The following is a 25,832-nucleotide window of genomic DNA, read 5'->3' on the forward strand; positions in this document are numbered from 1 at the left end:
ACATTTAAATCCGTGCCTTGGCGAGCTTCCGGTTGTTTTTCAGCATGCCGAAGAAGCGCGGAATATCCTTGGCGAACATCAGGTAAAGACAGGGCACCAGCAGCAGGGAAATCGTGGTCGCTGCGAGTATGCCGTAGCCGAGCGAAATCGCCATCGGGATCATAAAGCGCGCCTGCACCGAGGTTTCGAAGATCATCGGCATCAGGCCGCAGAAGGTGGTCACCGTGGTCAGGATGATCGGGCGGAAGCGGCGCGCGGCGGCCTGCTTGATCGCGTCCGTCAGGTCGGTGCCGTTTTCCCGCAAGCGGTTGCCGTACTCGATCATCACCAGGGTGTCGTTGATCACCACCCCCGCCAGCGCCACCATACCCAGCAGGCTGACCATGCTGAGGCCGTAGCCCATCACCAGGTGCCCGAGCAGCGCGCCAATAACGCCGAACGGAATCGCCACCATCACCGTCAGCGGCTGGATATAGCTCTTCAGCGGGATCGCCAGCAGCAGGTAGAGGGCCGCCATCGTCAGGGAGAAAGTCAGCCCCAGCGAGGCCAGCCCTTCCCGCTCCTCCGCCTGGCGCCCCTGGTAGGAAATGCCGAGGCCGGCGAACTCCGCCTGCAATTGCGGCATCACGCTGGCGTTCAGTTCGTTGATCACCAGCGCGGCCTGGTCCGCCGGCTCCACATCGGCGGTGACCGTCAGCACCCGGCGACCCTCGCGGCGGTTGATGGTGGCGTAGGCGCGGCCCTTGTCCACCTCCACCAGGTCCGGCAGCGGCAGCCACAGCCCGTTGCCGGCGCGAATCATGATGCTGGAGACATCCTCCAGGGAAACCCGCTCCTGCTCCGGCAGGCGCACCATCACCTTGACTTGGTCGCGGCCGCGCTGCTGGCGCATGGCCTCGGCACCGTAGAGGGAGGCGCGCAGCTGCCGGCCTATGTCCTCGGCGGAGAGGCCCAGGCTCTTGGCGGTTTCGGTCAGGGTCAGGTCCAGTTGCTGCTTGCCCTGGGAAATACCCGCATCGATATCGCTGACGGCCGGAAATGCCTCCAGCTCCCGCGCCAGCCGCTGTGCCGCCACCTCGAGGATTTTTGTATCCGTATGGCGCAGCTCGACCGTCAGCGCCTTGCCGGCGCCGGGGCCGCCGCGGTCGGCGGCGAAACTGGAACTGAGTGCCCCCGGCACCGGCCCCACCTCCCGGCGCCAGTTGCGCACGAACTCGCCGGTGGTGAAATCGCGCTGATCCGAGGGTACGAAATACACATCCACCGACACCATGTCGCCGCGCACCAGGCCGCGAATACCGAGAAAGACACGCTCTCTATCGACGCCTTCCAATACCCGGTTGGCCGCGGACATTATCTGGCTCCGCGCCTCGTTGAGCTGTGACTCCGACGTGCCCGGCGGAAAAGTGATTTCCACGCGGCCGCTGTCCCTTTCCACCCGCGGCATCAGGGTGAAGCCCATGCGCCCGCTGGCGGCATAGCCGCCGATCACCAGCAGTGTGGCGATGGCCACGGCAATGGTGGTGTAGCGGTGGCGCACGCAAAGGTCCAGCAGCGGCTTGAAGCGCACCTCGACGAAGCGGTCCAGGCTGCGCGCGATCATCTTCTGCCGCGCGGCGAAGCGCCGTGCCCACCCCTTCCGATAGCCGCGGCGGGAGTGGGCCAGGTGGCCCGGCAGGATAAACAGCGCCTCCACCCAGGAGATCACGAACACGGAACCGACCACGAAGGGAATGATGCCGAAGATCTTGCCCATAAAGCCGGGCAGGTACATCAGCGGAATAAAGGCGACGATATTGGTCAGGATCGCGAAGGTCAGCGGCACCGCCACCTGGCGCGCGCCGGCGACGGCCGCCTCCAGGTTGCTGTAGCCGAGGCGGCGCCACTCGTGAATATTCTCGCCGGCGATGATCGCATCGTCGACGACGATACCCAGGGCGATAATAAAGGCGAACATGCTGACCATGTTCACAGAGATATCCAGCGCGGGCAGGAACAGCAGCGCGCCGAGGAAACTGGTGGGAATGCCCAGGGTCACCCAGAAGGCCAGGCGCAGTTCGAGGAAGGCGCCGAGCACGACAAACACCAGCAGCAGGCCGATAAAGCCATTTTTCAACAGCAGCGACAAGCGCTCCTTGAAGATCAGCGAGTCGTCGTCGCGGATACTGATATGCACACCCGGGGGCAGGCTATTCTCCAGCTCCGCCAGCACTTGCCGCGCGGCCTCGCTGACGCTCATCGGGGTCTGGTCGCCGATGCGGAAGATATCGATACCCACTGCCGGCTCACCGTTGAAAAGCATATTGCGCGGCTCATCCACCAGGGCGTCGCGGATACTGGCGATATCCCGCAGGTGCACGGTGCCGCCGCCCTGCCCCTGGGCGACGACGATATTGCCGAACTCCCGCGCCCAGTCGCGCCGCTCGGTGACCCGCACCAGTATTTCGCCCGCTTGTGATTTGACCCCGCCTGCCGGCACGTCCACCGCGGCGTTGCGCACCAGTTGCGCGACGTCCGGCAGCGACAGGCCGTAGCGGCGCAGGTCGTCCCGCTTCACCTCCACCGCCACCTCGAAGTCGCGGATACCGGAGGTCTCCAGTTGGGTGATATCCGGGTGCGCCTCCAGCTTGTCGTAGATCTGCATGGCGATATCGCGCAGGGTGCGGTCGTCCAGGTCGCCGTGGATCACCAGATCCATCACATCCCGCTTGCGCTCGGCGAGGCTGACCTGGGGCCGCTCGATGTCCGACGGAAAGGTGGTGACCCTGTCTATAGCCTGCTGCACGTCCTGGTAGACCTGGTTGGCATTGGCGTCCTCGTCCAGCTCCAGGGTCAGGCTGGCGCTGCCCTCGGAGGCGCTGCCGCGCATCTCCTTGATGCCGAAGATGCCCTGCACCGCCTGCTCCGCCGCCACCAGCACGCCCCGCTCCACTTCCGCCGGGCTGGCGCCGGGATAGGAGATGTTCACCGAGATCATGTCGAGGCTGAACTCGGGGAAGACCTCCTTCTTGATGGTCAGGGAAAAGAGCAGGCCGCCGGCGATGAATACCAGCATCAGCAGGTTGGCGGTCACGTGGTTGTGGGCCATCCAGGCTATGGGGCCGGAGCGGGTGTCCACCACCGGCCCTCTTGTAGTACCGCCCGTTTTCATCCGCGCGCTCCCTTCTCCGCCGGCTTCTCCACCCTCTTCTCCGCCGGTTTCTGCCCGGCGACCTGCACAGGCATGCCGTCGGTCACCGTCGTCAGGCGCGTGGTCACCAGGGTCTCACCGCCATCGAGGCCGCCGGCCAGCACTGCGTGGTCGCCGCTCAGGTATTCGATCTCCACCGGGCGGATTTCGATGCGGTTGTCTTTCACCACCCAGACCCGGTCGCCGTCCTGTACCGCGGTCAGCGGCACCCGCACCCGCTCCTTCGCGGTGCGGCCGGTGATTTCCACCCGCGCCAGATCGTTCAGCAGCAGCTGCGGCCGGGCCGGGTCCTCGATGGCCAGCGGATCCTCCAGCTCCACCAGTACCCGCGCCAGCCTGCCCTGCTCTTCCAGCACCGGGATAACGCGCACGAAGTCGCCGCGGCGGTACTTGTCCGCCGGCCACTGGCTGCCGCGGATGCGCACCTCCGCATCCGGGCTATTCACCCGCTGCAGCTGCGCGGCCGGCACCTCCACCTCTATCTGGAAACGCCCGGCGCCGGCGAGCGTATAGAGCACCGTGCCCGGCGCCACCCGGTCGCCCACGTCCACGCTGCGGCTGACCAGCAGTGCGGTAAAGGGCGAGCGGAGTTCGGTCAGGCGCAGGTCTCTCTGCGCCAGGCTGACCTGGGCCTCGGCCGCGTCCACCCGCGCCCGGGCGGCCGCCAGCTGCGGCTCGCGCAGCACCAGCGCCCGGTCCGCCTGCGGCAGCGATGTGCCCAGCAGTTCGTATTCCTCCCTGGCCACCGTGCGCTGGCCCTCCTCCTGCTGCAGTTCGGCGCGGCGCTCGGCCAGGGTGCTGCGCGCCGTTTGCAGGGCCAGTTGGTAGGGCTCGGCCTCGATACGCAGCAGCGGCTGCCCCTGGTCCAGGGTGGAACCGGGCCCCAGGTCGTAATCCAGCCACTCCACGCGCCCCTCCACCTGCGGCTGCAGTTCCACCAGCTCCCGCGCGGTCACCCGGCCCAGGGCCACGACGGTCAGCGGAAACTGGCCGCGCTCGGCCGGCACCACCTCCACGGTGGGCGCCGGGGCCCGGCGCTCGCCGCGGCTCAGTGTCGGCTTCTCCCGCAACAGCCAGCTGGAAATCAGCGCCGCCAGCAGGATCAGCGCTATCGGCAGCGCGAAGTTCCAGTTCAGCTTCTTAAACCGCTTCAGCATCAAGTCTCCCCCGTCCGGTACAACTCCAACTCGACCGGATCCGCTGCCGGCAGGTCTTCCTCGGGAAGGCCGCCGGACAGGGCCCGGTAGAGGGTTACCCGGTTCTCCATCAGTTCGCGCCGCGCGGTCAGTATCTGCCGCGCCAGGCTTTGTTGATCGATAGTGGCCGTCAGCACATTGAGGAAATCCACGGTGCCGCGGCCATAGGCGCGCCGCTGGCGGACGACTATCTGGTCCGCGAGGCGCTCGCGCTCGCGCAGGTGCTGCAGCCGCTCTATTACCGCCTGCTCGCGGATCAGCGCCTGCTCCACTTCGGACAGGGCCCCGATCACCACGCTGCGGTAGAGGGCCCAGCGCTCCTGCAGCACCGCACCCTGTTGGGCCTGGGCCGAGGCCAGCTGGCCGCCGTCAAACAGCACCCCCTCGGCGGCGGCGGTGATGGTCAGCAGCCAGTCTTCGACGATGTCGCTGATGGAGGGACCGCCGCCGCTGGCGATCGCCGACAGGCTGATGACCGGCAGCCGGTCGGCCCAGGCCCGATCCGCCAGGTAGTAGCCGGCGAGCAGTTCGCGCTGGGCCCGCTGCACGTCCGGGCGCCGCAACAGCAGCTGCGCCGGCACACCGGTATCCGGCAGCGCAGGCATGGACGGCAGCCCGCTCTCCGCGCGCAGGAAACCCTCCAACCGCTGGTCGCTGATGCCGAGCAGCGCCGCCAGCTGCACCTTGAGGTTTTCGATATCCGCCTCCGCCTGCTGCAGTTCCTGCTCGGACTGCACCACCAATTGGCGCTGCTGCAGCACGTCGGCGGCGGAACTGACGCCGCCGCCGAAGCGCAGTTCCAGCACGCGCAGTGTCTTGCGGTTCACCTCCAGCTGCTGCCGCAGCAGGTCGTGCTGGCCCCACTGCTCGCGCAGCTGCAGCCAGGCGATGGAGACCTCCGCGGCCAGGCTGAGGGCGGCGGTCTGCAGGTTCTGCTCCGCGGCCAGGCGGTCCGCCTCGGCGGCTCTGCTGCCTGCGCGCACCCGGCCCCAGAGATCCACCTCGTAGCTGGCCGCCAGGCGCCCGCTCCAGGTATTGCCCTCGTTCTCGCTGCCCTCGAAATCGAAGTCGCCCTCGGCGCGGCGCTGCTCCGTGTTCTCGAGCCGGGCGGTCAGGCGCGGCCAGAAGCCGGAACGCGCGCCCCTGACCGCGGCATCGGCCTGCTCCAGGCGCCACAGGGTCGCCTGCAGGTCCGGACTGTCTTGCAGGGCCAACTGCACCAGCAGGTCCATCTGCGGATCGTCGAAGCTGCGCCACCAGCGGACCTCGGCAGTCTCCTTGCCGGAGGCGCGAAAGCTGTCCGGCAGGCCGAGGCTTTCCCTCGGCAGATCCGGCGGCAGAGTCTGGGTGGCGCAGGCAGTGAGCAGCGGCAGGCAAATTGCCATAAACCGGTGAATCGACCGGGGAAATCGCAAGGGAATACCACCAAAGTGTCTGTATTCGAGTGAAAGTTGAAAAATTATTGCGCTAATTATGGAAGTCGCCTTTTCCGCTGCAAGGCAATTTACCGTTGTTTACGCTTGTAGAGGAAAAGCCAGTGGGAAATTGGGAATGCCCGGCGTGCCCTCGGTGTCCTGCCTCATGGTAAATGCGGCCCGCCCGAAGAGAGTTCCCCAAAATCGCCCACAGCTGCGCTGCCGCTCTTGAAAAGGGTGCGCCACTCCCTGCGAGCGGCACCTAACTGTGAACGATTTGGGGAGCTCTGATAACCGCATTTACCATGAGACAGGACACCCCCTACTTAGGTATGATGCGCCACACTAAACTGGACGGTCACAAACTGGCCTCAATTCGGGCCGCGCAAGCGGCACGCCCAACTACAATTGACCGGCCGGAACCGCCGGTCGAAATCAATAACGGAAGAAGTAGACGAGAAAACACCATGAGCAAACATCAGCCCCTGGCCCACTGGGACGACATTCTGCTGCTGGACCGCCAGCTCTCCGACGAAGAGCGCATGGTGCGTGACACCGCGCGCGAGTACTGCCAGACCAAACTGATGCCCCGCGTCCTGGAGGCCAATCGCCACGAGATTTTCGACCGCGAGATCATGCGCGAAATGGGCGAGCTGGGCCTGCTGGGCTCCACCATCGAGGGCTACGGCTGCGCCGGCCTGAACTACGTCTCCTACGGCCTGGTGGCCCGCGAGGTTGAGCGCGTGGACTCCGGCTACCGCTCCGCGATGAGCGTGCAATCCAGCCTGGTGATGTACCCGATTTCCGCCTACGGCTCCGAGGAGCAGAAAGAGAAGTACCTGCCCAAGCTGGCCACCGGCGAGTGCGTGGGCTGCTTCGGTTTGACCGAGCCGGACGCCGGTTCCGACCCCGGCGGCATGAAGACCCGCGCCAAGAAGGTCGACGGCGGCTACCGCCTGACCGGCTCCAAGATGTGGATCACCAACAGCCCCATCGCCGACGTCTTCGTGGTCTGGGCCAAGGACGACGAGGGCGATATCCGCGGCTTTATCCTCGACAAGGGCATGGAGGGCCTGTCCGCACCGAAGATCGAGGGCAAGTTCTCCCTGCGCGCCTCCATCACCGGCGAAATCGTGATGGACAATGTGTTCGTGCCCGAGGAAAACAAATTCCCGGACATCAAAGGCCTGCGCGGCCCCTTCGGCTGCCTGAACCGCGCCCGCTACGGCATCTCCTGGGGCGCCATCGGTGCGGCGGAGTTCTGCTGGCACGCCGCGCGCCAGTACGGCCTGGACCGCAAGCAGTTCGACAAGCCGCTGGCGCAGACCCAGCTGTTCCAGAAAAAGCTCGCCGACATGCAGACCGAAATCGCCCTCGGCCTGCAGGGTTCCCTGCGCGTCGGCCGCATTATGGATGAGGACAAACACTTCGACCCCACCATGATCTCGCTGATGAAGCGCAACAACTGCGGCAAGGCCCTGGACATCGCCCGCGTGGCCCGCGATATGCACGGCGGCAACGGCATCGCCGACGAGTTCCATGTAATCCGCCACGTGATGAACCTGGAGGCGGTGAATACCTATGAGGGCACCCACGATGTGCACGCGCTGATCCTGGGGCGGGCGCAGACCGGGTTGCAGGCGTTCTTTTAAAAAACGGGACTCGGGACTCGGGACTCGGGACTCGGGACTCGGGACTCGGGACTCGGGACTCCAAAAGGATAACCGACGCTTAATGCGAAGGCCCTGATGTCGGGGGCCGTCCGGGAAAAGCGCCTGCGGCCGAAAATGGCCCGATGAGGCTGTTGACCGGACGGCCACCGACAGCAGGGCCGCCCTGCTCTTGAAACGCCCCCCCACCCATGTCGAAGCCCCCCAACACAGCTGAATATTTATGGAACAACTGCTGTACTGGTTCGATCTAATCGGCATAGTGGTCTTCGCCTTTACCGGCGTGCTGGCGGCGGGCCACAAGCAGATGGACCTGTTCGGGGCCGTGGTGTTGGCCTGCGTGACCGCCACCGGCGGCGGCACCACGCGGGACATGATCCTGAATATTCCAGTATTCTGGTTGCAGGACAGCCACTACCTGTGGATTGCTGCCGCTACCGGTGTGATCAGCTTCTACCTGATCCGCTACCTGCAGGTGCCCATGCGCCTGCTGATGATCGCCGACGCCATGGGCCTGGCGGTATTCGTGGTGATCGGCACCCAGAAAGTGCTGGAACTGGGCCACTCCCCCGCCATCGCCATAGTGATGGGGGTGATGACCGGCACTTTCGGCGGCCTGATCCGCGATATTCTCGCCGGCGATATACCGCTGCTGCTGCGTCGCGAGATCTACGCAACGGCGGCACTGGCCGGCGCCGCCTCGCTGGTACTGCTCGATGCGACCGGCAGGGTGCCCGGAGAGATAGTGGTGGCCACAGCGGTACTGGTCACCCTGTCGATACGACTGGCGGCGCTGCGCTGGAACCTGTCCGCACCCATAGCCCGCATCGGCACCAAATGAATAGCATGCAGTTTTTACAGGTATCAATGCAGTGAGCGATCTTCGCCTTCCAAAAGCAGCCTTTCTTTTCCTCTGCTCCCTCTGCCTCCTGCTCGGCGCCTGCGATCGGAAGGCGAAACAGGAACAGGTCGAATCCCCGGCACAGCTGATACCCAAACCCTGCTGGTTCGAAACCGACGGCAGCTGGCCGGTGGCCCAGTGCTTCATGATGGAAGTACCCGAGAACTACGCCAAGCCGTCGGAGCGCAGGATCCGCTTCCCGGTGGTGCGCTTCCTCGCCGCCGAACCGGATCCCGACAAGCACCCCCTGCTGCACCTGGGCGCCGGCGGTCCCGGCGCCAGCATGGGGCTGGAACCAGAGAATGCCAGCGAGTGGCTGTGGATCAACTACGCGGAAATGACCGTCGACGACGGCCGCGACCTGATCGTCATAGACCCCCGCGGTACCGGCATGGCGCAGCCCCGCCTGACCTGCGATGAATTCATCGAGGACGCCAACACCGCCTTCCAGCGCGACCTGTCCGCCGACGAGGAAGCGCGGGTCTTCACCTTCAGCATGGAGCGCTGCTACAGCCGACTCTCCAAAGTCGCCGACCTGGCCCAGTACAACAGCGTTACGGTCGCGCGGGATGTCGAGGAACTGCGCAAGCAGCTGGGCGAGGAGAAGCTCAATCTGTACGGCGTCTCCTACGCGTCCCGCTACGCCCTGACCCTGGCCCGCGACTACCCGGACTCGGTGCGTGCCCTGGTACTCAACAGCGCGGTGTTTCCCGATATCAAGTACACCCAGCAGCTGGCCGAGGACTCCGTCGCCGCCTACCAGCGCGGCCTGCAATACTGCACCGATGACAAGCTGTGCAACAGCCGCTACCCGGACCTGAAGCACCGCCTGGAAAACGTGGTGCAGTCCCTGGATGAAAACCCGCTCACCATACCGATCAAGCACCGCTTTTCCAGCGACGAGTATCCCTTCGTCCTCACCGGCCAGCGGCTGTTGCGGGTGCTCTTCCAGGCCCTGTACAACGAAAACTTTTACGGCGAGCTGCCGCCACTGATCGCGGCCCTGGAAGGCGGCGAAAACGAGCCCGCGCGCAAGGCCGTTGCCGGTTTTATGGAGATAGTGCTCGATCCCTACTTCGGCGACGCCGCCGGTATCAGCCACTTCTGTTACGAAGAGGCCCCCTTCGTCGACTTCAACAAGGCCCGCACCAGCGCCGCCGACACCGGTATCCTCGGTGGCGCCGTGCGCAGCGATATCGAGCTGATGCAGGTGCAGTGCCGTATCTGGGCCATCCCCTCGGCGTCGCTGCTGGAATCCCGCGCCATAGAGACACCCCTGCCGGTACTGGTGATGCACGGCGGCCTGGACCCGGTGCTCGCCGCCGAGGATGCCGACAAGGCGCGGCGCAAGCTGCCAAATCACCAGTGGCTGCTGTTCCCGAAACTCGCCCACGACGTCATCTCGGCCAGCAACTGCGCGGAGCAGGCGGCGGCGCGCTTCCTCGACAATCCCGAGGAGAACCAGGAGGAATCGGTGAAGGCCTGCCGCCAGGAGGAACTGGCGGACAAGGAGCCCGCCGGGGGAGAGGTGTCGACGAACAGCCAGTACAGTCAGCAGGACTGAGGCCCACCGCATCCCGCGTATAAATTAGTCATTCTGTGCTCAGCTTCGGCAGCTTTGGGAAAAACTGACCCGATATCTGGACAAAGCCACCGCTTGCGCTTAATTTCGCCCCTATAACAACGATAAGTGCGGCGACACGACGAGCATGAGCGAAGAGGCAGTAATTGAGGTATGGGAACTGGCGGATATAGCGCCGGATCCCGAAGTGGTGATCCTGGATTGCCGCTACGACCTGGCCGATCCGGAGGCGGGCGCCCGGGCGTTTGCCGAGGGGCATATTCCCGGTGCCCGCTACGCCAGTCTGCACCGCGACCTTTCCGGCCCCCTGGCCCGCTACGGCGGCCGCCACCCGATGCCCGGCGCGGAGCAGTTCCAGCAGTTCGCGCGCGCGCAAGGCATCAGTCGCGACTCGCTGGTGGTACTCTACGACGATCACCGCCTGGCCTTTGCCGCCCGCGCCTGGTTCCTGCTCCACCACTTCGGCCACCAGCGGATCGCCGTACTGAACGGCGGCCTCGGCACCTGGCGCGGCGCGGGCCTGCCCCTGGAGCCTGGCGCCCCGGAGTTGAATAAAAGCCCCGCGGCAACAGCCGGCGACTTCACAGCCGAGCCGCGAACCGACGCCCTGCTCGATCACCGGCAGGTATACGGCGGGCTGGACAACCCGCCCTGGCAACTGGTCGACGCCCGCGACGCGCGGCGCTATGCCGGTATCGAGGAGCCCATAGACCCCATCGCCGGCCACATTCCCACCGCAGTCAACAAACCCTGGCAGGGGGTGACCCATGAAGACGGCACCCTGAAAAGCCGCAGGGAACTGGTGGAGCACTGGCAGGATATTCCCGCCGACGAGCGGCTGGTGAACTATTGCGGTTCCGGCGTCACCGCCTGCGTGAACCTCTTCTCACTGCACCTGATAGGTCGCACCGACGCCCTGCTCTACCCGGGCAGCTGGAGCGACTGGTGCGCGCATATCGTCTATCCGGAAGCCGAAGTGGCGGAGTGAGGGACTCGGGGCTCGGGGCTCGGGACTCGGGACTCGGGACTCGGGACTCGGGACTCGGGACTCGGGACTCGGGACTCGGGACTCGGGACTCGGGACTCGGGACAATCGTAGGGTGGATAAGCGCAGGCGCATCCACCACACCCGGCGGATGCGCTTGGCGCCTATCCGCCCTACGGTCGGCGGTTTCCAGGTTGAATCAACGCAGCAGGCAAGCACCGGTACCGGCGAGACCGCAATAACCGCCCGGATTCTTGGCCAGGTACTGCTGGTGATCCTCTTCGGCGTAGTAGAAGGTCGGCGCCGGGGCTATTTCGGTGGTGATTGATCCCAGCCCCTTCTCCTCCAGAGCTGCCTGGAACTGCGCTTCCGTCTCCCGTGCCTCCTGCAGCTGCCCTTCTCCGTAGCAGTAGATACAGGAACGGTACTGGGTGCCCAGGTCGTTGCCCTGGCGCATGCCCTGGGTGGGGTCGTGCTCCTCCCAGAAACGGCGCAGCAGTTCCCCGTAGGAGACCTTCTGCGGGTCGAAGACCACCAGCACCACCTCCGCATGGCCGGTGCCGCCGCTGCAGACCTCCCGGTAGTTGGGGTTGGGCGTGCTGCCGCCGGCGTAGCCCACCGCGGTGCTGTAGACGCCGTCGATTTCCCAGAAGAGGCGCTCGGCGCCCCAGAAGCAGCCCATCCCGAATATCGCCTTTTCGAGCCCCGCGGGGAATGGCTCCACTGTGGTGCGGCCGGAAACATAGTGCACGCCGCTGATGGGCATGGCCTGATCGCGGCCGGGCAGGGCCTCGCCGGCGCTGGGGATGGTGAATTTGTCGTACTGCATGTTCTACCTGCGTTAATTCTTGGCGACCATTATGCAACCACTGGCTTTCATCGGCCGGGAAACTTCCCAGTCCAGGAAATCGGCTCCCAGTTTCTCTTCCGCGCGCACCGCCAGGCGCAGGAACGGGGAGCGCCCCGGGTCCACCAGGACCACCCTCTGCACCCCGGCTTGAAGCGCGCGGCGGGTGAGATTGTACAGTGGCTTTTCCAATTTATCCCAGAAGCAGATATCGGTGCCGATAACCGCGTCGAAGCCCGCCAGGTCGGCCTTGGTCACCTTCTCGTAATAGCAGCGCCAGGTCTCCACGGAGACGCCGTTCAGCTCGGCGTGGTAATGCACGAAGGGAAAGACACTGGGATCCGCATCCAGGCCGGTGACTTTCGCATCGAACTGCCTGGCACAGAAGATACCGCCGAGACCCCAGCCGCAACCCAGGTCCAGCACCCTGGCGCCTTTCTTCAGCGGGTGCCGCTTCAGGTAGTCCATCATCAGGCAGGAACTTTTCCAGAACTTGTTGCCGTGCAAGCTGGCGTCACCGGCCTCGCGGCGGAGCCGGCGCATATCCGGGTGGGCATTCTTGCGGATGGTCAGGCCGAAGAGACGGCGGCTGAGAGGGCCGGAAGTCATGGTCTGGAATCACCTCCTTCTTATCTGGGCACTGCATGAAAAACCGCCACCGGATTAACGTGGCAGTTGGCGATCGACACATAAGTGTACCGACTATGGCCGGGGCTTTCAGCCCAAAGACAGTCGGACAGTTACGGATTCCGTTACCCACACATCCCCGTACAAGTGGGCACTGTGCCGCCAGAAAAAAGGGCCAACCGCCAAAAGCCGATTGCCGACTTATCTCGATTACGCCATCCCGGCTTACTGGACTACCTTTTTATCGACAGCTCAAGAAATAACCGCAAAAGCACGACAGGAAAGGCGTGAAGAGCTCAATGCGCAAGTTCATACCGATTGGTTTAGCCGGCGTCCCGATACTGGCCGCAACCGGTGTCCAGGCACTGCCGGTGTACGAGTCCAAAGAGGTTGCCCTTTACATCCAGGGCTACATGACCACCCATCAAATCAATATTGAGGGAAACACAGAACTCATCGACGGCGCCTCCCGACTGGGCTTCAATCTCGATGTACCCGCTTACGATAAGTGGAACGTGGGGTTCAATATCGAATGGGGGCTCCTGCTGGTTTCTCCCAACCGGCAGATCGTCATATCCGGTGACCAGCAGGCAGAGCCTGGGGAACTCGCAGACCCGCTCTATGTTCGCCAGGGTCACGCCTATGCCAAGCATGAATTCTGGGGCGATTTTGCCGCCGGCAAACAGTGGGCCGTCTACTACGATGTGGCGGGGATCACCGACTGGTACAACGTTTCCGGCGGGCTCGCCAGCGGCGCCTTTGCCCTGGGCGGGGACGGCGGCATTACCGGCACCGGCCGCGCCGACGCTGCTCTGACCTGGCGCAAGCGCTGGAAGGGCCTCGGCGGGGAAATCCAGATCGGCCTGCAATATGCCGCCCACGTTGCCGACCTGGACATCAGCGTCGAGGGCGCCAGAGGGCCCGACACCCTGCTGGTATGTCCGCCAGGGGACTGCGAATATGGCCTGTCCCGCGGTGCGTCGCTGACCTACAAACTGGATGTCGGCAACGGCTGGTTTTTCGGCTTGGCCTACAACCGGGTCAACCTGGATCTTTTTACCGAAGACGGGCTGCTCTTCGATATCTCTGATCCCAGCGCCCCGATACTGATCCGGGATAACGAGGTGATCAATGCCAGTAGCAACGACTTCGCCTTTATCGGCGGTATCGCCTATGGCAAAGGCGCCTTCCAGGAAGGACTCTACGCGGCCTTCAACTGGCACCGCTCGCACAATAACGAACTGGCCCCTCCCAGCACCACCATGGGCGCCACCAACTTCTTCAATGCCATAGGTTCAGAAAGCTTTGTCAGTTGGACCTGGGGGGCCTTCAACTGCTACTCCATTTACGGCGGCCACAACCTGCTGAAATCCCACGACGACGAAATTTTCCACGAAGCGCTGATTACCGGGGACAGGTACCGCCTCGGCAAATATTTCCTCGGCTTCAACTACCAGTGGAACGAGCGGGTGCGCCTGTACCTCGAGGGCGGCATAGACGACAGCAACGATGTGGCCCAGGCAACGGGCGACTTTATCGCCGCAGGCATAAGGGTCGACATCTGATAAGCTAGCGGTCAAAGTTTTATAGAGAGGGTAGACTTTGGGCCGCATTATCCTGCTGATCGCCGTCGGCATTTTCGCCTGGTTGGCGTGGCAAAAATTCAAGGCCAGCGCCCCCAGGGAGCGCCGCAAGTTATTGCTGCAGTGGCTGCTGATCGGCTTGGCGCTGGCGGCGGTCCTGCTCGCCATCAGCGGCCGGCTGCATTGGGTGGCGGCGGCCGTAGCGCTGGCGCTTCCGGTTCTGGGTAAAACCCTGGGCTGGCTCGGCCGGCACCTGCCCTGGCTGGCGCCGCTGATCGCCAGGCATGCGCAGGCAAAGCAGGAACAGAAACAGCGCTCCGCCGACGCCGACAAGCCCCCTCCCCTGACCGTCGACGAGGCACGACGTATCCTCAATGTCAGCGAGGATGCGAGCCGCGAGGAAATCATCGGTGCCCACCGCAGGCTGATCCAGAAGCTGCACCCGGATCGCGGCGGCAACGACTACCTGGCCTCGAGGGTCAATGCGGCCAAGGAGCTGCTGCTCAGGAAGTCGGGGTAGGTTGGGCTGAGCTTCGCGAAGCGCAACCTACACCAACCCACCGGACCCGACGATTACAGCCGGCATAGCAGGTGGATGTAGCGCGCCAGCTGCCGGTAGGGATCCACTCGGGAATACTCCAGTTCCTTTTCCACTATCGCCGCCGCCGGCAGCTTCTCGCGCATTTCTGGGGTCATGAAGTCGTGGAAGCAGCGGATACCGCTGTGGACGACGAGGTCGAGGCCCGACTGGGCCAGCCAGTCTTGCACCCACTCCAATAGCAGCGGGTTCTGTGGCGTCAGGCTGCCGGGGTGGCCGCCCCAGTGCCCGGTTTCGACATTGCGGTCCAGTTGCCTGAAGCTGCCCCGCTGCAGCAGGCGGAACTCCAGCGCGCGGCGGTTGTAGAAGGTCAGCGACAGGTAGCCGCCGGGCTTCAGCAGCTTGCGCAGCTGCCCTATCGCCTCCTTCGGCTGCGCCAGCCACTCCAGCACCGCGTGGCAGATCACCAGATCGGCATCCCGCAACTCGAGTAATTCCGGCAATTCCTGCAGAGGCCTGTGCAGCAGGGTCACCCGCTCCTGCAGCTGGCGCTCTTCCAGCTGCTCCGAGGCCTGCTCCAGCATCTGCGCGGAGATATCCGCGAGGAAAACCCGATGGCCGCCCGCGGCCAGGTCCATCGCAAACTGCCCCTGGCCGCCGCCGGCATCGACTATCTTCAGGCTGCCTGCTGCCTCCTCCGCCAGCAGCGGCGCCAGGTCCCGGTTCAGCACCGCCAGGCGGATATCCCCCTTGAGTCCGCCGTAGATGCGGTTGCGGAAGCGGTGGGCCAGGTCGTCGAAATTGCGGTCGGAAGTCATTCGGGCTGGATATCCGGCGGTGAATCAGTACAGCGGCGCCGGTTTTCGGCGATCTTTTCCGCCACGGCTATGTTCAGGTCGATATCCAGCACCGCAGCCAGCTTGAGCAGGTACATCTGCACATCCGCCAGTTCGGCTGCCAACTGCCCCGCCTCCTCCGTCTGCATCAGTTGCTCAATCTCCCCATCGCTGCGCCACTGCAGATGACGGCACAGCTCCGCCACCTCCACGGACAGGGCCATGGCCAGGTTTTTCGGCGTGTGCAGCGGCTGCCAGCCGCGCTTCTGCGCGATTTCGTCGAAGGCGGCCAGTATCACTTTGCTGTCCATCCGCTTATTTCTCCCGCTGGTGTTCCAGCGAGCGCCCCTCGGCGGCCAGAATGGCCTGCAGCGTGCGCGAGCGGAATTCGCGCAGGTAGAGCACCCAGACCACCAGCAGGTAACCGGCAACGAAAAGGATCGGGTGGATAAACCACCCCATTACCGACATCGCGAAGTAATAGGAGCGCAGCCCGTAGTTGTAGCTGTGCCCCGCCTGGTCGATGACCTTGGCGGTGCTGATGGCGAAGCGGCGGCGCTCCTCCTCGGAGATGTCCTCGGCGTCCGACGGCGGCGCGGCACCGAGCAGCACATTGGCGAAGGAGTACTGGCGCAGGGACCAGGTGAAATTGAAAAAGGCGAAGATAAAAATCAGTATCAGCAGCAGTATCTTCAACTCGAACTGTTCCACCGAGGTCTGCTCCGCAAACGGCAGGCTGCTCAGTATCTCGACAGCTGCCTTGTTGGCGGACAGGGCCGTCACCAAACCGGCCAGGATCAGGATGCTGGTGGAAGCGAAGAAGCCGATCACCCGCTCCAGGTTGCCAATGATCGCCGCGTCCGGCATGCGCATGTCCCGCTCCAGCATGCGCAGCATCCACTCGACCCGGTACCACTGCAGCGAGGAAGACAGGGACCAGGTGACCTTGGCTTTCTTGCGCGCAAAGACGGTATAGCCCGCCCAGGTGATGAAAAAGCCGGTGACGCTCGCAATGTCCAACAGAGTCAACTTCTCTCTCCGTGTTCGTCTACATTTATGCCGGGGCCCTTGACCCACGGCCCAGCGCAGTCTTCGCGCCGCTGGCGCCCTTGTCAACACTGTTATTCCAACGAGGGCAGACGGTAGAATAGCGCCCCAAATGCCGGACGGCTCAGTTTACAGCGCCACCGGCCAAAGAATTCGTATAAATCCAGGGAGCTGTCTCTTGAGCAACTCACATCCCGCCTTCGAACCGGTGACCAGCGCAGAAATCGAATCCCTCGGCGTGCGTGTCGAAGAGTACCGCCACGTAAAGACCGGTGCCCAGCACCTGCATATCGCCGCCGACAATCCGGAGAACGTCTTCCTGGTGGCCCTGCGCACCGTTCCGCAGGACTCCACCGGCGTGGCCCATATCCTCGAGCACACGGCCCTCTGTGGCAGCGACAAGTACCCGGTGCGGGATCCCTTCTTCATGATGATACGGCGTTCCCTGAACACCTTCATGAACGCCTTCACCAGTTCCGACTGGACCGCCTACCCCTTCGCCAGCCAGAACCGCAAGGACTTCGACAACCTGCTCGACGTCTACCTGGACGCAGTCTTCTTTGCGCGCCTGGACCCGCTGGACTTCGCCCAGGAGGGCCACCGCCTCGAGTTCGCCGAAACCGGTAACCCCGACAGCGAACTGGTGTACAAGGGCGTGGTCTACAACGAGATGAAGGGCGCCATGAGCTCGGTCAGCTCCCAGCTGTGGCAGACGCTGAGCAAATACCTCTTCCCGACCACCACCTACCATCACAACTCCGGCGGCGAGCCGGCGGATATCCCCAAGCTCAGCTACGAGCAGCTGAAAGAGTTCTACCGCAGCCACTACCACCCCAGCAACGCCATCTTCATGACCTTCGGCGACATCCCCGCCGCCGAGCACCAGGCGGTGTTCGAGGAAAAGGTGCTGCACAAATTCGAACCGCTGGACAAGACCATCTCCGTCGGCCGCGAGGACCGCTACCAGGCACCAATTGCTGTGGAGGAGCACTACCCGCTCAGCGACGAAGAACTGAAGGAAAAGACCCACATAGTATTCGGTTGGCTGCTCGGCGATGTCACCGACCTGGAGGAAGCGCTGACCGCGCACCTGGTGTCGGGCGTGCTGCTGGACAACAGCGCCTCGCCGCTGATGAAGCTGCTGGAGACCACCGACCTGGGCACCTCCCCCTCCCCGCTGGTGGGCCTGGACGACTCCCAGCGCGAGCTGGTGTTCGTCTGCGGCATCGAGGGCAGCGAGCGGGACAGGGCCGACGAACTTGAGAGGCAGGTACTCGCGGTATTGGAGGAAGTGGCCGAGAAGGGCGTGCCCTACGAGCAGGTGGCCGCCAGCCTGCACCAGTTGGAACTGCACCAGCGGGAAATCACCGGCGACGGCTATCCCTACGGCCTGCAGCTGATCCTGACCGCCCTCACCGGCGCCACCCACCGGGGAGATGCCGTAGGCCTGCTGAATATCGATCCCATCCTGGAAAAGCTGCGCGAGCAGATCAAGGATCCGCGCTTTATCGCCGACAAGGTGCGCGAACTGCTGCTGGAAAACCAGCACCGGGTGCGCCTGGTGCTGTCGCCGGACGACAAGCTGGCCGAGCGCCGCGAGACCGAAGAAAAGGCACAGCTGGCGGAAATAAAGTCCCGCCTCAGCGACGACGAGAAACAGCGGATCATTCAGACAGCCCAGGCCCTGCTGGAGCGCCAGCAGCGCGAGGACGACGAGTCCATACTGCCCAAGGTGGGGGTCGAGGACATTCCGCCGGAACTGCCCAAGGTGGAGGGCGAGGAAATCTTCCTCGAGGGCCACAAGCTGACCCGCTACAGCGCCGGCACCAACGGCCTCGTCTACCAGCAGATGGTCTGCGCCCTGCCGGAATTCAGCGAGGAGGAGAAGCAGCTGCTGCCCTACTACTGCCAGGTCCTGAGCGAAGTCGGCCTCGGCGACAAGGACTACCTGGAGGTACAGCAGTGGCAGACCCGCGTCGCCGGCGCCCTGCACGGTTTCACCAGCAGCCGCACCGCCATCGACGACCTCCAGCAGCTCACCGGCCACTTCGTCCTGTCCGGCAAGGCCCTGGCCCGCAACCAGGCGGCGCTGACCGAACTAATGCAGGCGACCATGGAAAGCGTGCGCTTCGACGAGCTGCCGCGCATCAGGGAGCTGCTGCTGCAGACACTGGCGCGGCGCGAGCAGGGTGTGGTCGGCAACGGCCACGCCCTGGCCATGGCCGCCGCCAGCGCCGGTTACAACCGCGCCGCCTTCGAGAGCCACGCCACCGGCGGCCTGCTCGGCCTGCGCCATCTGAAGTCGATGGTGCGCGGCCTCGACGCCGAGCTGGGCCTGGAAAAACTCACCGCGAAGTTCCAGGCGATACACGACAAGATTCTCAAGGCCGAGCGACAGTTCCTGCTGGTCGGCGAGGGGGACAGGCTGCCGGCATTCAGCCAGGCGCTGGTGTCCCTGGGCAGCGAGTCCACCCTGCCGGCGGCGGATCCCAATGCGCCCTTCGACAGCCAGCACATCCAGCAACTGTGGATCGCCAACAGCCAGGTCAACTTCTGCGCCAAGGCCTATGCCACTGTGCCCATGACCCATCCGGACGCCGCGCCGCTGGCGGTGCTGGGCGGCTTCCTGCGCAACGGTTTCCTGCACCGCTCGATTCGCGAACAGGGCGGCGCCTACGGCGGCGGTGCCAACCACGACAGCAATATCGGCGTATTCCGCTTCTTCTCCTACCGCGACCCGCGCATGGCCGAGACTCTCAAGGACTTCGACGCGTCCCTGGATTGGCTGGCGCACGAGAAGCACAAGGACGAGCAGGTGGAGGAAGCGATACTCGGCGTCGTCGGCGCCCTGGACAAACCCGGCTCCCCCGCCGGCGAGGCCAAGAAGGACTTTCACTCCGCCCTCTACGGCCGCACCCACGCAGTGCGCCAGGAATTCCGCCGCCAGGTCATCGAGGTGAAACTGGAAGACCTGAAGCGCGTCGCCGCCACCTATCTGAACCCGGAAAAGGCCAGCACCGCGGTGGTGACCGGCGCCCAGGGGCGCGAGGCGGGGCTGAAGCTGGAGCTGCAGGAAGAGAAACTCTGAACTGATGCGGGAAAAATGCCCTTGTAGGAGCGGCCGTTGGCCGCGATCGACGGTCCGCAGAAACCACTGGATTTGATGGCTTCGATCGGGCCGGTGGATTCTTCCAGTATTGATCGCGGCCATGGACCGCTCCTACAGGGTTGAGTGCAATTTGTTGACGACTCGATGATGGGCAAACAAGACAATATCTACGCAAACCCCCTGGGCGATGTAGCCGGTTTCAAGTTCGACCAATCGGTGGTCGAAGTCTTTCCGGATATGATCCAGCGTTCGGTGCCCGGCTACACCACCATAGTGGCGATGATCGGCACCTTGGCGGAGCGCTACGCCCAGGCGGGCAGCCGCTGCTACGACCTGGGCAGTTCGCTGTGCGCGGCCACCCTGTCCATGCGTCACCGGATTCCGGCGGCGGATTGCGAAATCATCGCCGTCGACAATTCAGAGGCGATGGTGGAGCAGGCGCGCATCGTATTGGCGGCAGACAGCGGCCGGATACCAGTGCAGCTGGTCTGCGACGACCTGCAGAATGTGCCCATCGAGAATGCCTCGGTGGTGGTGCTCAATTTCACCCTGCAGTTCATCCCGGTGGAACAGCGCCTGGCTATCGCGCAGAAAATCCACGACGGCCTGCGCCCCGGCGGCATACTGATCATCTCGGAAAAGGTCGACTTTACCGACCCGGACCACCGCGAGCTGATGATCGACCTGCACCACGCTTTCAAGCGCGCCAACGGCTACAGTGAACTGGAAATCGCGCAGAAGCGCACCGCGCTGGAAAATGTGCTGATTCCGGAAACCCTGGACACCCACCGCGAGCGCCTGAAGGCGGTGGGCTTTACCAGCGTCGATGTGTGGTTCCAGTGTTTTAATTTTGCATCCCTAATTGCCATAAAGGCGAAGACCTGAATGAAACCACCCAGTAGGAGCGCTCCTACTGGTTCGCACAGAACCAACTTCGAACCATGATCGACTACACCCAGCTCTACGCCGCCCTGCAACATATCCCCGAACTGCGCCCCTGGCTGGCGCAGCTGCCGGAACAGATCGCCGCCGGCCTCAGCTCGCGCCGCTGGGGCGACCTGCCGGACTGGCGCGCCGCCCTCGAGTCCCTGCCCGATATAATCCCCTCCAGTATCGAACTGGAGGAAAGGGTGCGCATCGGCAGTGCCGCCGACACCTCCGAGAAACAGCTGGTGGAGCTGGAAGCACAGCTGCGCAAACTGCACCCCTGGCGCAAGGGCCCTTGGGAGGTCTTCGGAATCGATATAGACACCGAGTGGCGCTCGGACTGGAAGTGGGACCGGGTGCTGCCGCACCTGGAACCGCTGCAAAACCGCCTGGTGCTGGACGTCGGCTGCGGCAATGGCTACCACTGCTGGCGCAGCTTCGGTGCGGGCGCGCGGCGGGTGATCGGCATAGATCCCTCGGTCAAATATATAGCCCAGTTCTATGCGCTGAAAAAATACCTGGGCGCGGAAAAGCCGGTGGACCTGCTGCCGCTCGGCATAGAGGCACTGCCGCCCGATCTGCGGGCCTTCGATACCACCTTCTCCATGGGGGTCCTCTACCACCGCCGCTCGCCGATGGACCACCTGCGGGAACTGCGCGAGACGCTGAGACCCGGTGGCCAACTGATCCTGGAAACCCTGGTGATCGACGGCGACTCTTCAGGGAAAGCGGGCGACTGCCTCGTGCCCGAGGGTCGCTACGCCAAGATGCGCAATGTCTGGTTTATTCCCAGCTGCACCACCCTGGAGAGCTGGCTGCGCAAATGCGGCTTCGAAAACCCGCAGACAGTGGACCTGGATACCACCAACCTCGGCGAACAGCGCCGCACCGACTGGATGCACTTCGAGTCGCTGGCGGATTTCCTGGATCCTGAGTCACCGGACAGGACCATCGAAGGTCACCCCGCGCCCAAAAGGGCCATTCTGGTCGCGAATGCGCCTTAAGGCCGGGACTCGGGACTCGGAAATAGTCAGAGATATTTCTGCCGAAAACTCCCCCCAAGTAGCATCCTGTGCGCACAAGCGCCGCCCAAACAGGCTTTTCTATCATTTCTCCAGTAGTGGCTTGATTGCTGGGGAACTACTGGCAAAGTCCGCCCTAAATTAGTGCAACTCTCGAGTCCCGAGTCCCGATCATTATGAGCATTAGCGTATTCGAACTCTTCAAAATAGGCGTCGGCCCTTCCAGTTCCCACACGGTGGGGCCTATGGTCGCCGCGCGCCAGTTCGTGCAGGATCTCGAAGGCCGCGACCAGTTGCGGAAGACTGACCGGGTACAGGCGCACCTCTACGGCTCCCTGGCCCTGACCGGTATCGGCCACGGCACCGATATGGCGGTGCTGATGGGCCTGCTCGGCGAGGCGCCGGATACCGTCGATGTGGACAGCATCGACGACAAGCTGGCACAGATCGAGAAGGAGCGAAGGCTACGGCTGAGCGGTGACCACAACATTGCCTTCGATCGCGACCGCGACCTGGTATTCCACAATGACGAATTCCTGCCCCAGCACGCCAACGGCATGACCTGCCAGGCCTACCGCGGCGGCGAGCTGCTGTTCCAGCGCAGCTATTTTTCCATCGGCGGCGGCTTCGTGCTGTCCGAGGAGGACTTCGCCCACAAGGAGGAGATCGCCACCCTGCTGCCCTACGATTTCAGCTCCGCCAAACAGCTGATGGAACTCTGCGACCAGCACGGCTGGACCATCGCCGAACTGGCCATGGCCAACGAGAAGGCCTTCCGCAGCGAACAGGAAGTGAAGGATGCACTCTGGCGCATCTGGGAAGTGATGGACGCGTCCATCCAGCGCGGCTGCCGCCAGCAGGGCATACTGCCCGGCGGCCTGAAGGTGCGCCGGCGCGCGGCGGAACTCTACCGGGAGCTCGCCAAGCAATCCGAGGAGGAGCGCAGGAGCGGCCTGGCGATCCTCGACTGGGTCAGCCTCTACGCGCTGGCGGTCAACGAGGAGAACGCGGCCCGCGGCCGCATCGTCACCGCCCCCACCAACGGCGCCGCCGGTGTGATTCCCGCGGCGATCGCCTACTATGTCAATTTTGTCCACGATCCCGCGGAGCACGGCGACCTGAAGGAGCAGGTGGTGGAATTCCTGCTCACCGCCGGCGCCATCGGCATGCTGTACAAGAAGAACGCGTCCATTTCCGCCGCGGAGGTGGGCTGCCAGGGCGAAATCGGCGTGGCCTGCTCCATGGCCTCCGCCGGCCTGGCGGCGGTACAGGGCGGCAGCAACCTGCAGATAGAAAACGCCGCGGAAATCGGCATGGAACACAACCTGGGCCTGACCTGTGACCCTATAGGAGGCCTGGTGCAGGTACCCTGTATCGAGCGCAACACCATGGGGGCGGTCAAGGCCATCAACGCCGCCCGCCTGGCCCTGCGCGGCGACGGTGCCCACATAGTGCCGCTGGACAGTGTCATAGAAACTATGCGCCAGACCGGTATCGATATGCAGAGCAAGTACAAGGAGACTTCGCTCGGGGGGCTGGCGGTCAACGCGGTCAACTGCTGACGCATGCGGGACTTTGCGTAGATTGGGCTGAGCTACGCGAAGCCCAACACCCATTGGCCCGACCTTGCTGGACTTCGCAAGACTCAGCCCAACCTACACCTATTTCGGTAGTCCGTGCCTGGTGTAGATATCGAAACGCCCCGACTTCCCCTCCAGCGACAGCGCCGGCTTCTTGCCGGCCAGAAAAGGCGCGAGCCGTGGCCGCTTGACCACGGTGCGGTAGTAGCAGGCGGCATAGGCCGGCGCCAGCAGCGTATCCGCATCCTCGTCGCTGCCCACCAGTTGGTGGAAGGCCACCATTTCCTTTTTCACCTTGGCACTCTTTCCGCGCTCAGGAAACATCGGATCCAGATATACCACCGGCACTGACTCCGCCGGCTGTCGTGCCAGCCATTCCGCCGCAGGGATTTCCCTCTCCTCCAGCGTCAAGCGCTCGGCAATAGCGGCCAGTTCGTTGTCTTCCTTTGCGGCACACTGCAACCTTTCGAGTCCGTCGCGCAGCAGTGCCCGCACCACCGGGTTGCGCTCCAGCATATGCACTTCGCAACCCAGTGACGCCAACACAAAGGCATCCCGCCCCAGTCCCGCGGTGGCATCCACCACACGCGGAAAAAAGCCGCTGCGCAGGCCAACCGCCCTGGCGATCTGTTGCCCCTTGCCGCCGCCGTATTTGCGCCTGTGTGCCAGGGCACCGCCGACAAACTCCACCGCTACCGGGCCCGGCGCCTTGCGCCCGGTGGCGCAGAGCTGCAGCCGCTCACTGCGCTGCAGTACATAGGCCGGTTCATTGATTTCGACAGGCTCCCGGCAGTCGAGACAGGGAATGTCCAATTCTTTTGCCAGTGCCTGTGCAGCGGGCAACCACTCCGCCGCGCTGGCGACTACGGCCAATGCGTTACTCACGGTACTTCCACGGGATCTGTTGAATGGGGCGGAATGCTAACCCGGCTTGGCGAGCCACTCCAGCGCCTTTTCGTAGTCATTGGAGGGGAATGGCCTGATCTCGGCACTGACGAAATGGTCGACGAGGCGCGGTACAAACCCGAGCAGTGTCTGGTCGGAAACTACGGCAACTTTGTGAATATGTTTGTGATGGTCACGCACGAAGACGCAGTGGGAAATCAGCGCGGCAAAACTTTCCCACCCGGCAAAATCCTGCGCGTTGATCAGCAGACCGCCCAGGCGGCCGTGCTCGCTGATCACCGGGTCGACCTGGGCCGCCAGCGCATTGAAATCCTCTTCCTGCAGAGATCCCAAGGGCCGCACTTCGAGTATCGTATGTTCCCTGTACCAGTCGTGGTCAATCATCTGTCGCAGTAAAGCGAAAGTCGCGACCCAGTCGCGGCTTTCGCTTCAATTTATGAAAAATCCCTGAATCATTCCTGAGGCTCTTCCTCACTGCCGGCTTCGGCCTCGTCCTCGCCGCGCAGTTTTTCCGCGGCCTCTTCGGCAGCCCGCTTCGCCGCATCGCCGGCCTCTTCGATCGCCTCGCCGGTCTTCTCCGCCGCGCTCTCGACGGCTTCTCCGGCTCCTTCCACCGCGCCGCCGACTGTTTCGCCGACGTCCTCAGCGGCTTCCTCTGTCTTCTCTCTCAGCGTGGGATCATCGGTGGCGCCGGGCGGCACGGTATCCGGCTGATCGGGCTGCTGCGGCACATCGGTACCCATGCCGTTGGGCGGGGGCTCCGTTCCATCCGGCGGCGTGGCCGTATCGTCCGGAGGCGTGGTTGTATCCTCCATCTGTTGTTCAGTATCGGGCTTGTCGAGTGAATCGTAGGCATCTTTGGCCTCGCGGTCGCCGCCGCGCGATATGAAGTAACCGATAATCAGCAGCAAGATTATCAGTGGAAGCAAGAGCTTTTTCATAAACCCACCTTTGGCCCCTGGCTGTTGCGAGAATTGAGACATCACCGGCAGGGCATACTGCGTTGCGCCAGATCGGTGGTATCAGATATTGAAACCTCTATTCCGGCGGCTTATGGCAACAACACGCCCAACTCTAGCCTTTTGACGTCAAGCCGTTCTCCGCAGGTTGCACATTGGGCAGAAGAAGTTGACGCCAATATCGATAAGAATAACTCGCCATTGGGGTTCTTCAAGAAACATTGTTCCTCTGCATCAGTTCGGATTGCTGTTAAAAGAGGTGGGGTTAGATCTGGGAGTTTTATCGGGGCGACGGAAGGTGGCTGGTGTAGTTTGGCGTGAGCGCAGCGAACTCCAGCTCGGCGGCGCCCCCTCGCTGGGCTTCGCTGCGCACAGCCCAACCTACGCGAAGCGGCCAGAGACAGGTCAGCCCTGCTGTTCAAACTGTTTCAAACGCGCCAGCAGTGGCGCCGCCTCGGACTCCGCCACTGCCGCATCGCAGCTGCGCAACTGCAGCCGGCCGTAGCTGTCCGGGCTGGCGAAGATCAGGTAGCGGGCCCCCTTCTCGAGCTTCCTGTCGCAGGACTCGAGGCCGAGGCGGAAGGCGATCAGGCGGTTGGCCTCCCCCTTCCATACTTGCCGGGAAACGGCGGAGTAGACATAACCGGAAATGGCCACCATGCCCGGTTCGGACAGGGCGTTGTCCACATCCCGGTGAACACCGGCAATCTGCACCTGGGCCACCAGCTCCGCCTCCGCGTAGCGCTCGGCGAGGCTGTCACCGGCCCCTTCTTCGTCCGCAGACACCCCCTGCCCTTCCTGTGCTGACAGCAACTCGGCGCAGCAGGCCGACAGGCCGAGCAATAGGGCGGTGCCCCAAGGGCGCACTTTACTTCCTTTGTTATTCACGGGCTCTTCTCCTTTTTCTCCCGC

General features: G+C 63.7%; 22 protein-coding genes. 10 read left to right on the forward strand and 12 right to left on the reverse strand.

Annotated elements, in window-relative coordinates; all coding sequences use genetic code 11:
- Positions 1 to 4: 4 nt before the first annotated feature.
- Genes AC6R19_RS06065 through AC6R19_RS06075 form a run of 3 tightly spaced genes read right to left on the reverse strand, consistent with a single transcriptional unit; the run spans position 5 to position 5,771 of the window.
- Positions 5 to 3,151: an efflux RND transporter permease subunit gene (locus tag AC6R19_RS06065; protein ID WP_500578856.1), complete on the reverse strand. Its 3,147-nt coding sequence runs from the start codon at positions 3,149 to 3,151 to the stop codon at positions 5 to 7.
- Entirely contained in the window at positions 3,148 to 4,347 is a 1,200-nt protein-coding gene (locus tag AC6R19_RS06070) for an efflux RND transporter periplasmic adaptor subunit (protein WP_500578857.1), read from the reverse strand. The genes AC6R19_RS06065 and AC6R19_RS06070 overlap by 4 nt, the downstream gene beginning before the upstream one ends.
- Positions 4,347 to 5,771: an efflux transporter outer membrane subunit gene (locus AC6R19_RS06075; RefSeq protein WP_500578858.1), complete on the reverse strand. Its 1,425-nt coding sequence runs from the start codon at positions 5,769 to 5,771 to the stop codon at positions 4,347 to 4,349. Before AC6R19_RS06075 ends, AC6R19_RS06070 begins: the two co-directional genes overlap by 1 nt.
- Positions 5,772 to 6,268: 497 nt before the next feature.
- On the opposite strand from AC6R19_RS06075, the gene AC6R19_RS06080 reads away from it, so the two are divergent.
- The 4 genes from AC6R19_RS06080 to AC6R19_RS06095 all read left to right on the forward strand — a co-directional run bounded on the left by AC6R19_RS06080 (position 6,269) and on the right by AC6R19_RS06095 (position 10,942).
- Entirely contained in the window at positions 6,269 to 7,453 is a 1,185-nt protein-coding gene (locus tag AC6R19_RS06080) for an acyl-CoA dehydrogenase (RefSeq protein ID WP_500578859.1), read from the forward strand.
- Between the two features lie 241 nt (positions 7,454 to 7,694).
- Positions 7,695 to 8,312, forward strand: a complete 618-nt coding sequence (locus tag AC6R19_RS06085) for a trimeric intracellular cation channel family protein (protein WP_500578861.1) — start codon at positions 7,695 to 7,697, stop codon at positions 8,310 to 8,312.
- Positions 8,313 to 8,343: 31 nt separating this feature from the next.
- Positions 8,344 to 9,936 carry an alpha/beta fold hydrolase gene (locus tag AC6R19_RS06090; RefSeq protein ID WP_500578862.1) on the forward strand — a complete coding sequence of 531 codons (1,593 nt, stop codon included), beginning with the start codon at positions 8,344 to 8,346 and terminating at the stop codon, positions 9,934 to 9,936.
- A 145-nt stretch (positions 9,937 to 10,081) separates the two neighbouring features.
- Positions 10,082 to 10,942 carry a sulfurtransferase gene (locus tag AC6R19_RS06095; RefSeq protein WP_500578863.1) on the forward strand — a complete coding sequence of 287 codons (861 nt, stop codon included), beginning with the start codon at positions 10,082 to 10,084 and terminating at the stop codon, positions 10,940 to 10,942.
- A 196-nt stretch (positions 10,943 to 11,138) separates the two neighbouring features.
- Here AC6R19_RS06095 and msrA read toward each other — a convergent pair whose 3' ends face one another.
- Together msrA and AC6R19_RS06105 are read right to left on the reverse strand one after the other, a co-directional pair.
- Positions 11,139 to 11,768, reverse strand: a complete 630-nt coding sequence (gene msrA, locus AC6R19_RS06100) for a peptide-methionine (S)-S-oxide reductase MsrA (RefSeq protein ID WP_500578865.1) — start codon at positions 11,766 to 11,768, stop codon at positions 11,139 to 11,141.
- Positions 11,769 to 11,780: 12 nt separating this feature from the next.
- Positions 11,781 to 12,395: a class I SAM-dependent methyltransferase gene (locus AC6R19_RS06105; RefSeq protein WP_500578866.1), complete on the reverse strand. Its 615-nt coding sequence runs from the start codon at positions 12,393 to 12,395 to the stop codon at positions 11,781 to 11,783.
- Positions 12,396 to 12,712: 317 nt separating this feature from the next.
- Here AC6R19_RS06105 and AC6R19_RS06110 point away from each other — a divergent pair, with 317 nt between their 5' ends.
- Both AC6R19_RS06110 and AC6R19_RS06115 read left to right on the forward strand, forming a co-directional pair.
- Positions 12,713 to 13,978 carry a porin gene (locus tag AC6R19_RS06110; protein ID WP_500578868.1) on the forward strand — a complete coding sequence of 422 codons (1,266 nt, stop codon included), beginning with the start codon at positions 12,713 to 12,715 and terminating at the stop codon, positions 13,976 to 13,978.
- Positions 13,979 to 14,015: 37 nt separating this feature from the next.
- Entirely contained in the window at positions 14,016 to 14,516 is a 501-nt protein-coding gene (locus tag AC6R19_RS06115) for a DnaJ domain-containing protein (RefSeq protein WP_500578869.1), read from the forward strand.
- 53 nt (positions 14,517 to 14,569) lie between these two features.
- Here the strand turns inward: AC6R19_RS06115 and AC6R19_RS06120 are convergent, their stop codons facing one another.
- From AC6R19_RS06120 to AC6R19_RS06130, 3 genes are read right to left on the reverse strand one after another with little or no spacing between them, the layout of a single operon-like run.
- Positions 14,570 to 15,352, reverse strand: a complete 783-nt coding sequence (locus AC6R19_RS06120) for a methyltransferase (protein WP_500578870.1) — start codon at positions 15,350 to 15,352, stop codon at positions 14,570 to 14,572.
- A complete protein-coding gene (locus AC6R19_RS06125) occupies positions 15,349 to 15,681 on the reverse strand; it encodes a nucleotide pyrophosphohydrolase (RefSeq protein WP_500578872.1) in 333 nt (110 codons plus the stop codon). The genes AC6R19_RS06120 and AC6R19_RS06125 overlap by 4 nt, the downstream gene beginning before the upstream one ends.
- Positions 15,682 to 15,685: 4 nt before the next feature.
- Positions 15,686 to 16,399 (reverse strand): DUF599 domain-containing protein, encoded by a 714-nt coding sequence (locus AC6R19_RS06130; protein WP_500578873.1) that lies wholly within the window; start codon positions 16,397 to 16,399, stop codon positions 15,686 to 15,688.
- Positions 16,400 to 16,595: 196 nt separating this feature from the next.
- On the opposite strand from AC6R19_RS06130, the gene AC6R19_RS06135 reads away from it, so the two are divergent.
- The 4 genes from AC6R19_RS06135 to AC6R19_RS06150 all read left to right on the forward strand — a co-directional run bounded on the left by AC6R19_RS06135 (position 16,596) and on the right by AC6R19_RS06150 (position 23,037).
- Positions 16,596 to 19,505: an insulinase family protein gene (locus tag AC6R19_RS06135; RefSeq protein ID WP_500578874.1), complete on the forward strand. Its 2,910-nt coding sequence runs from the start codon at positions 16,596 to 16,598 to the stop codon at positions 19,503 to 19,505.
- 165 nt (positions 19,506 to 19,670) lie between these two features.
- The gene (gene cmoA / locus AC6R19_RS06140; protein WP_500579009.1) at positions 19,671 to 20,411 is read left to right on the forward strand and encodes a carboxy-S-adenosyl-L-methionine synthase CmoA; all 741 of its coding nucleotides are present in this window, start codon (positions 19,671 to 19,673) and stop codon (positions 20,409 to 20,411) included.
- Positions 20,412 to 20,467: 56 nt separating this feature from the next.
- Complete coding sequence (gene cmoB, locus AC6R19_RS06145) at positions 20,468 to 21,457, forward strand: tRNA 5-methoxyuridine(34)/uridine 5-oxyacetic acid(34) synthase CmoB (RefSeq protein ID WP_500578875.1); 990 nt, start codon at positions 20,468 to 20,470, stop codon at positions 21,455 to 21,457.
- A 194-nt stretch (positions 21,458 to 21,651) separates the two neighbouring features.
- Entirely contained in the window at positions 21,652 to 23,037 is a 1,386-nt protein-coding gene (locus AC6R19_RS06150) for an L-serine ammonia-lyase (RefSeq protein WP_500578876.1), read from the forward strand.
- 99 nt (positions 23,038 to 23,136) lie between these two features.
- Here the strand turns inward: AC6R19_RS06150 and AC6R19_RS06155 are convergent, their stop codons facing one another.
- The 4 genes from AC6R19_RS06155 to AC6R19_RS06170 form a co-directional block, all read right to left on the reverse strand.
- A complete protein-coding gene (locus AC6R19_RS06155) occupies positions 23,137 to 23,940 on the reverse strand; it encodes a class I SAM-dependent methyltransferase (RefSeq protein ID WP_500578877.1) in 804 nt (267 codons plus the stop codon).
- Positions 23,941 to 23,976: 36 nt separating this feature from the next.
- Positions 23,977 to 24,345, reverse strand: a complete 369-nt coding sequence (locus tag AC6R19_RS06160; protein ID WP_500578878.1) for a SpoIIAA family protein — start codon at positions 24,343 to 24,345, stop codon at positions 23,977 to 23,979.
- Positions 24,346 to 24,413: 68 nt separating this feature from the next.
- The gene (locus AC6R19_RS06165) at positions 24,414 to 24,902 is read right to left on the reverse strand and encodes a hypothetical protein (RefSeq protein ID WP_500578879.1); all 489 of its coding nucleotides are present in this window, start codon (positions 24,900 to 24,902) and stop codon (positions 24,414 to 24,416) included.
- A 423-nt stretch (positions 24,903 to 25,325) separates the two neighbouring features.
- On the reverse strand, positions 25,326 to 25,808 hold the full coding sequence (locus AC6R19_RS06170; protein ID WP_500578881.1) for a hypothetical protein: 483 nt from the start codon (positions 25,806 to 25,808) through the stop codon (positions 25,326 to 25,328).
- Positions 25,809 to 25,832: the final 24 nt, after the last annotated feature.

The sequence above is a fragment of the Microbulbifer sp. SE14 genome (genome assembly GCF_059834885.1).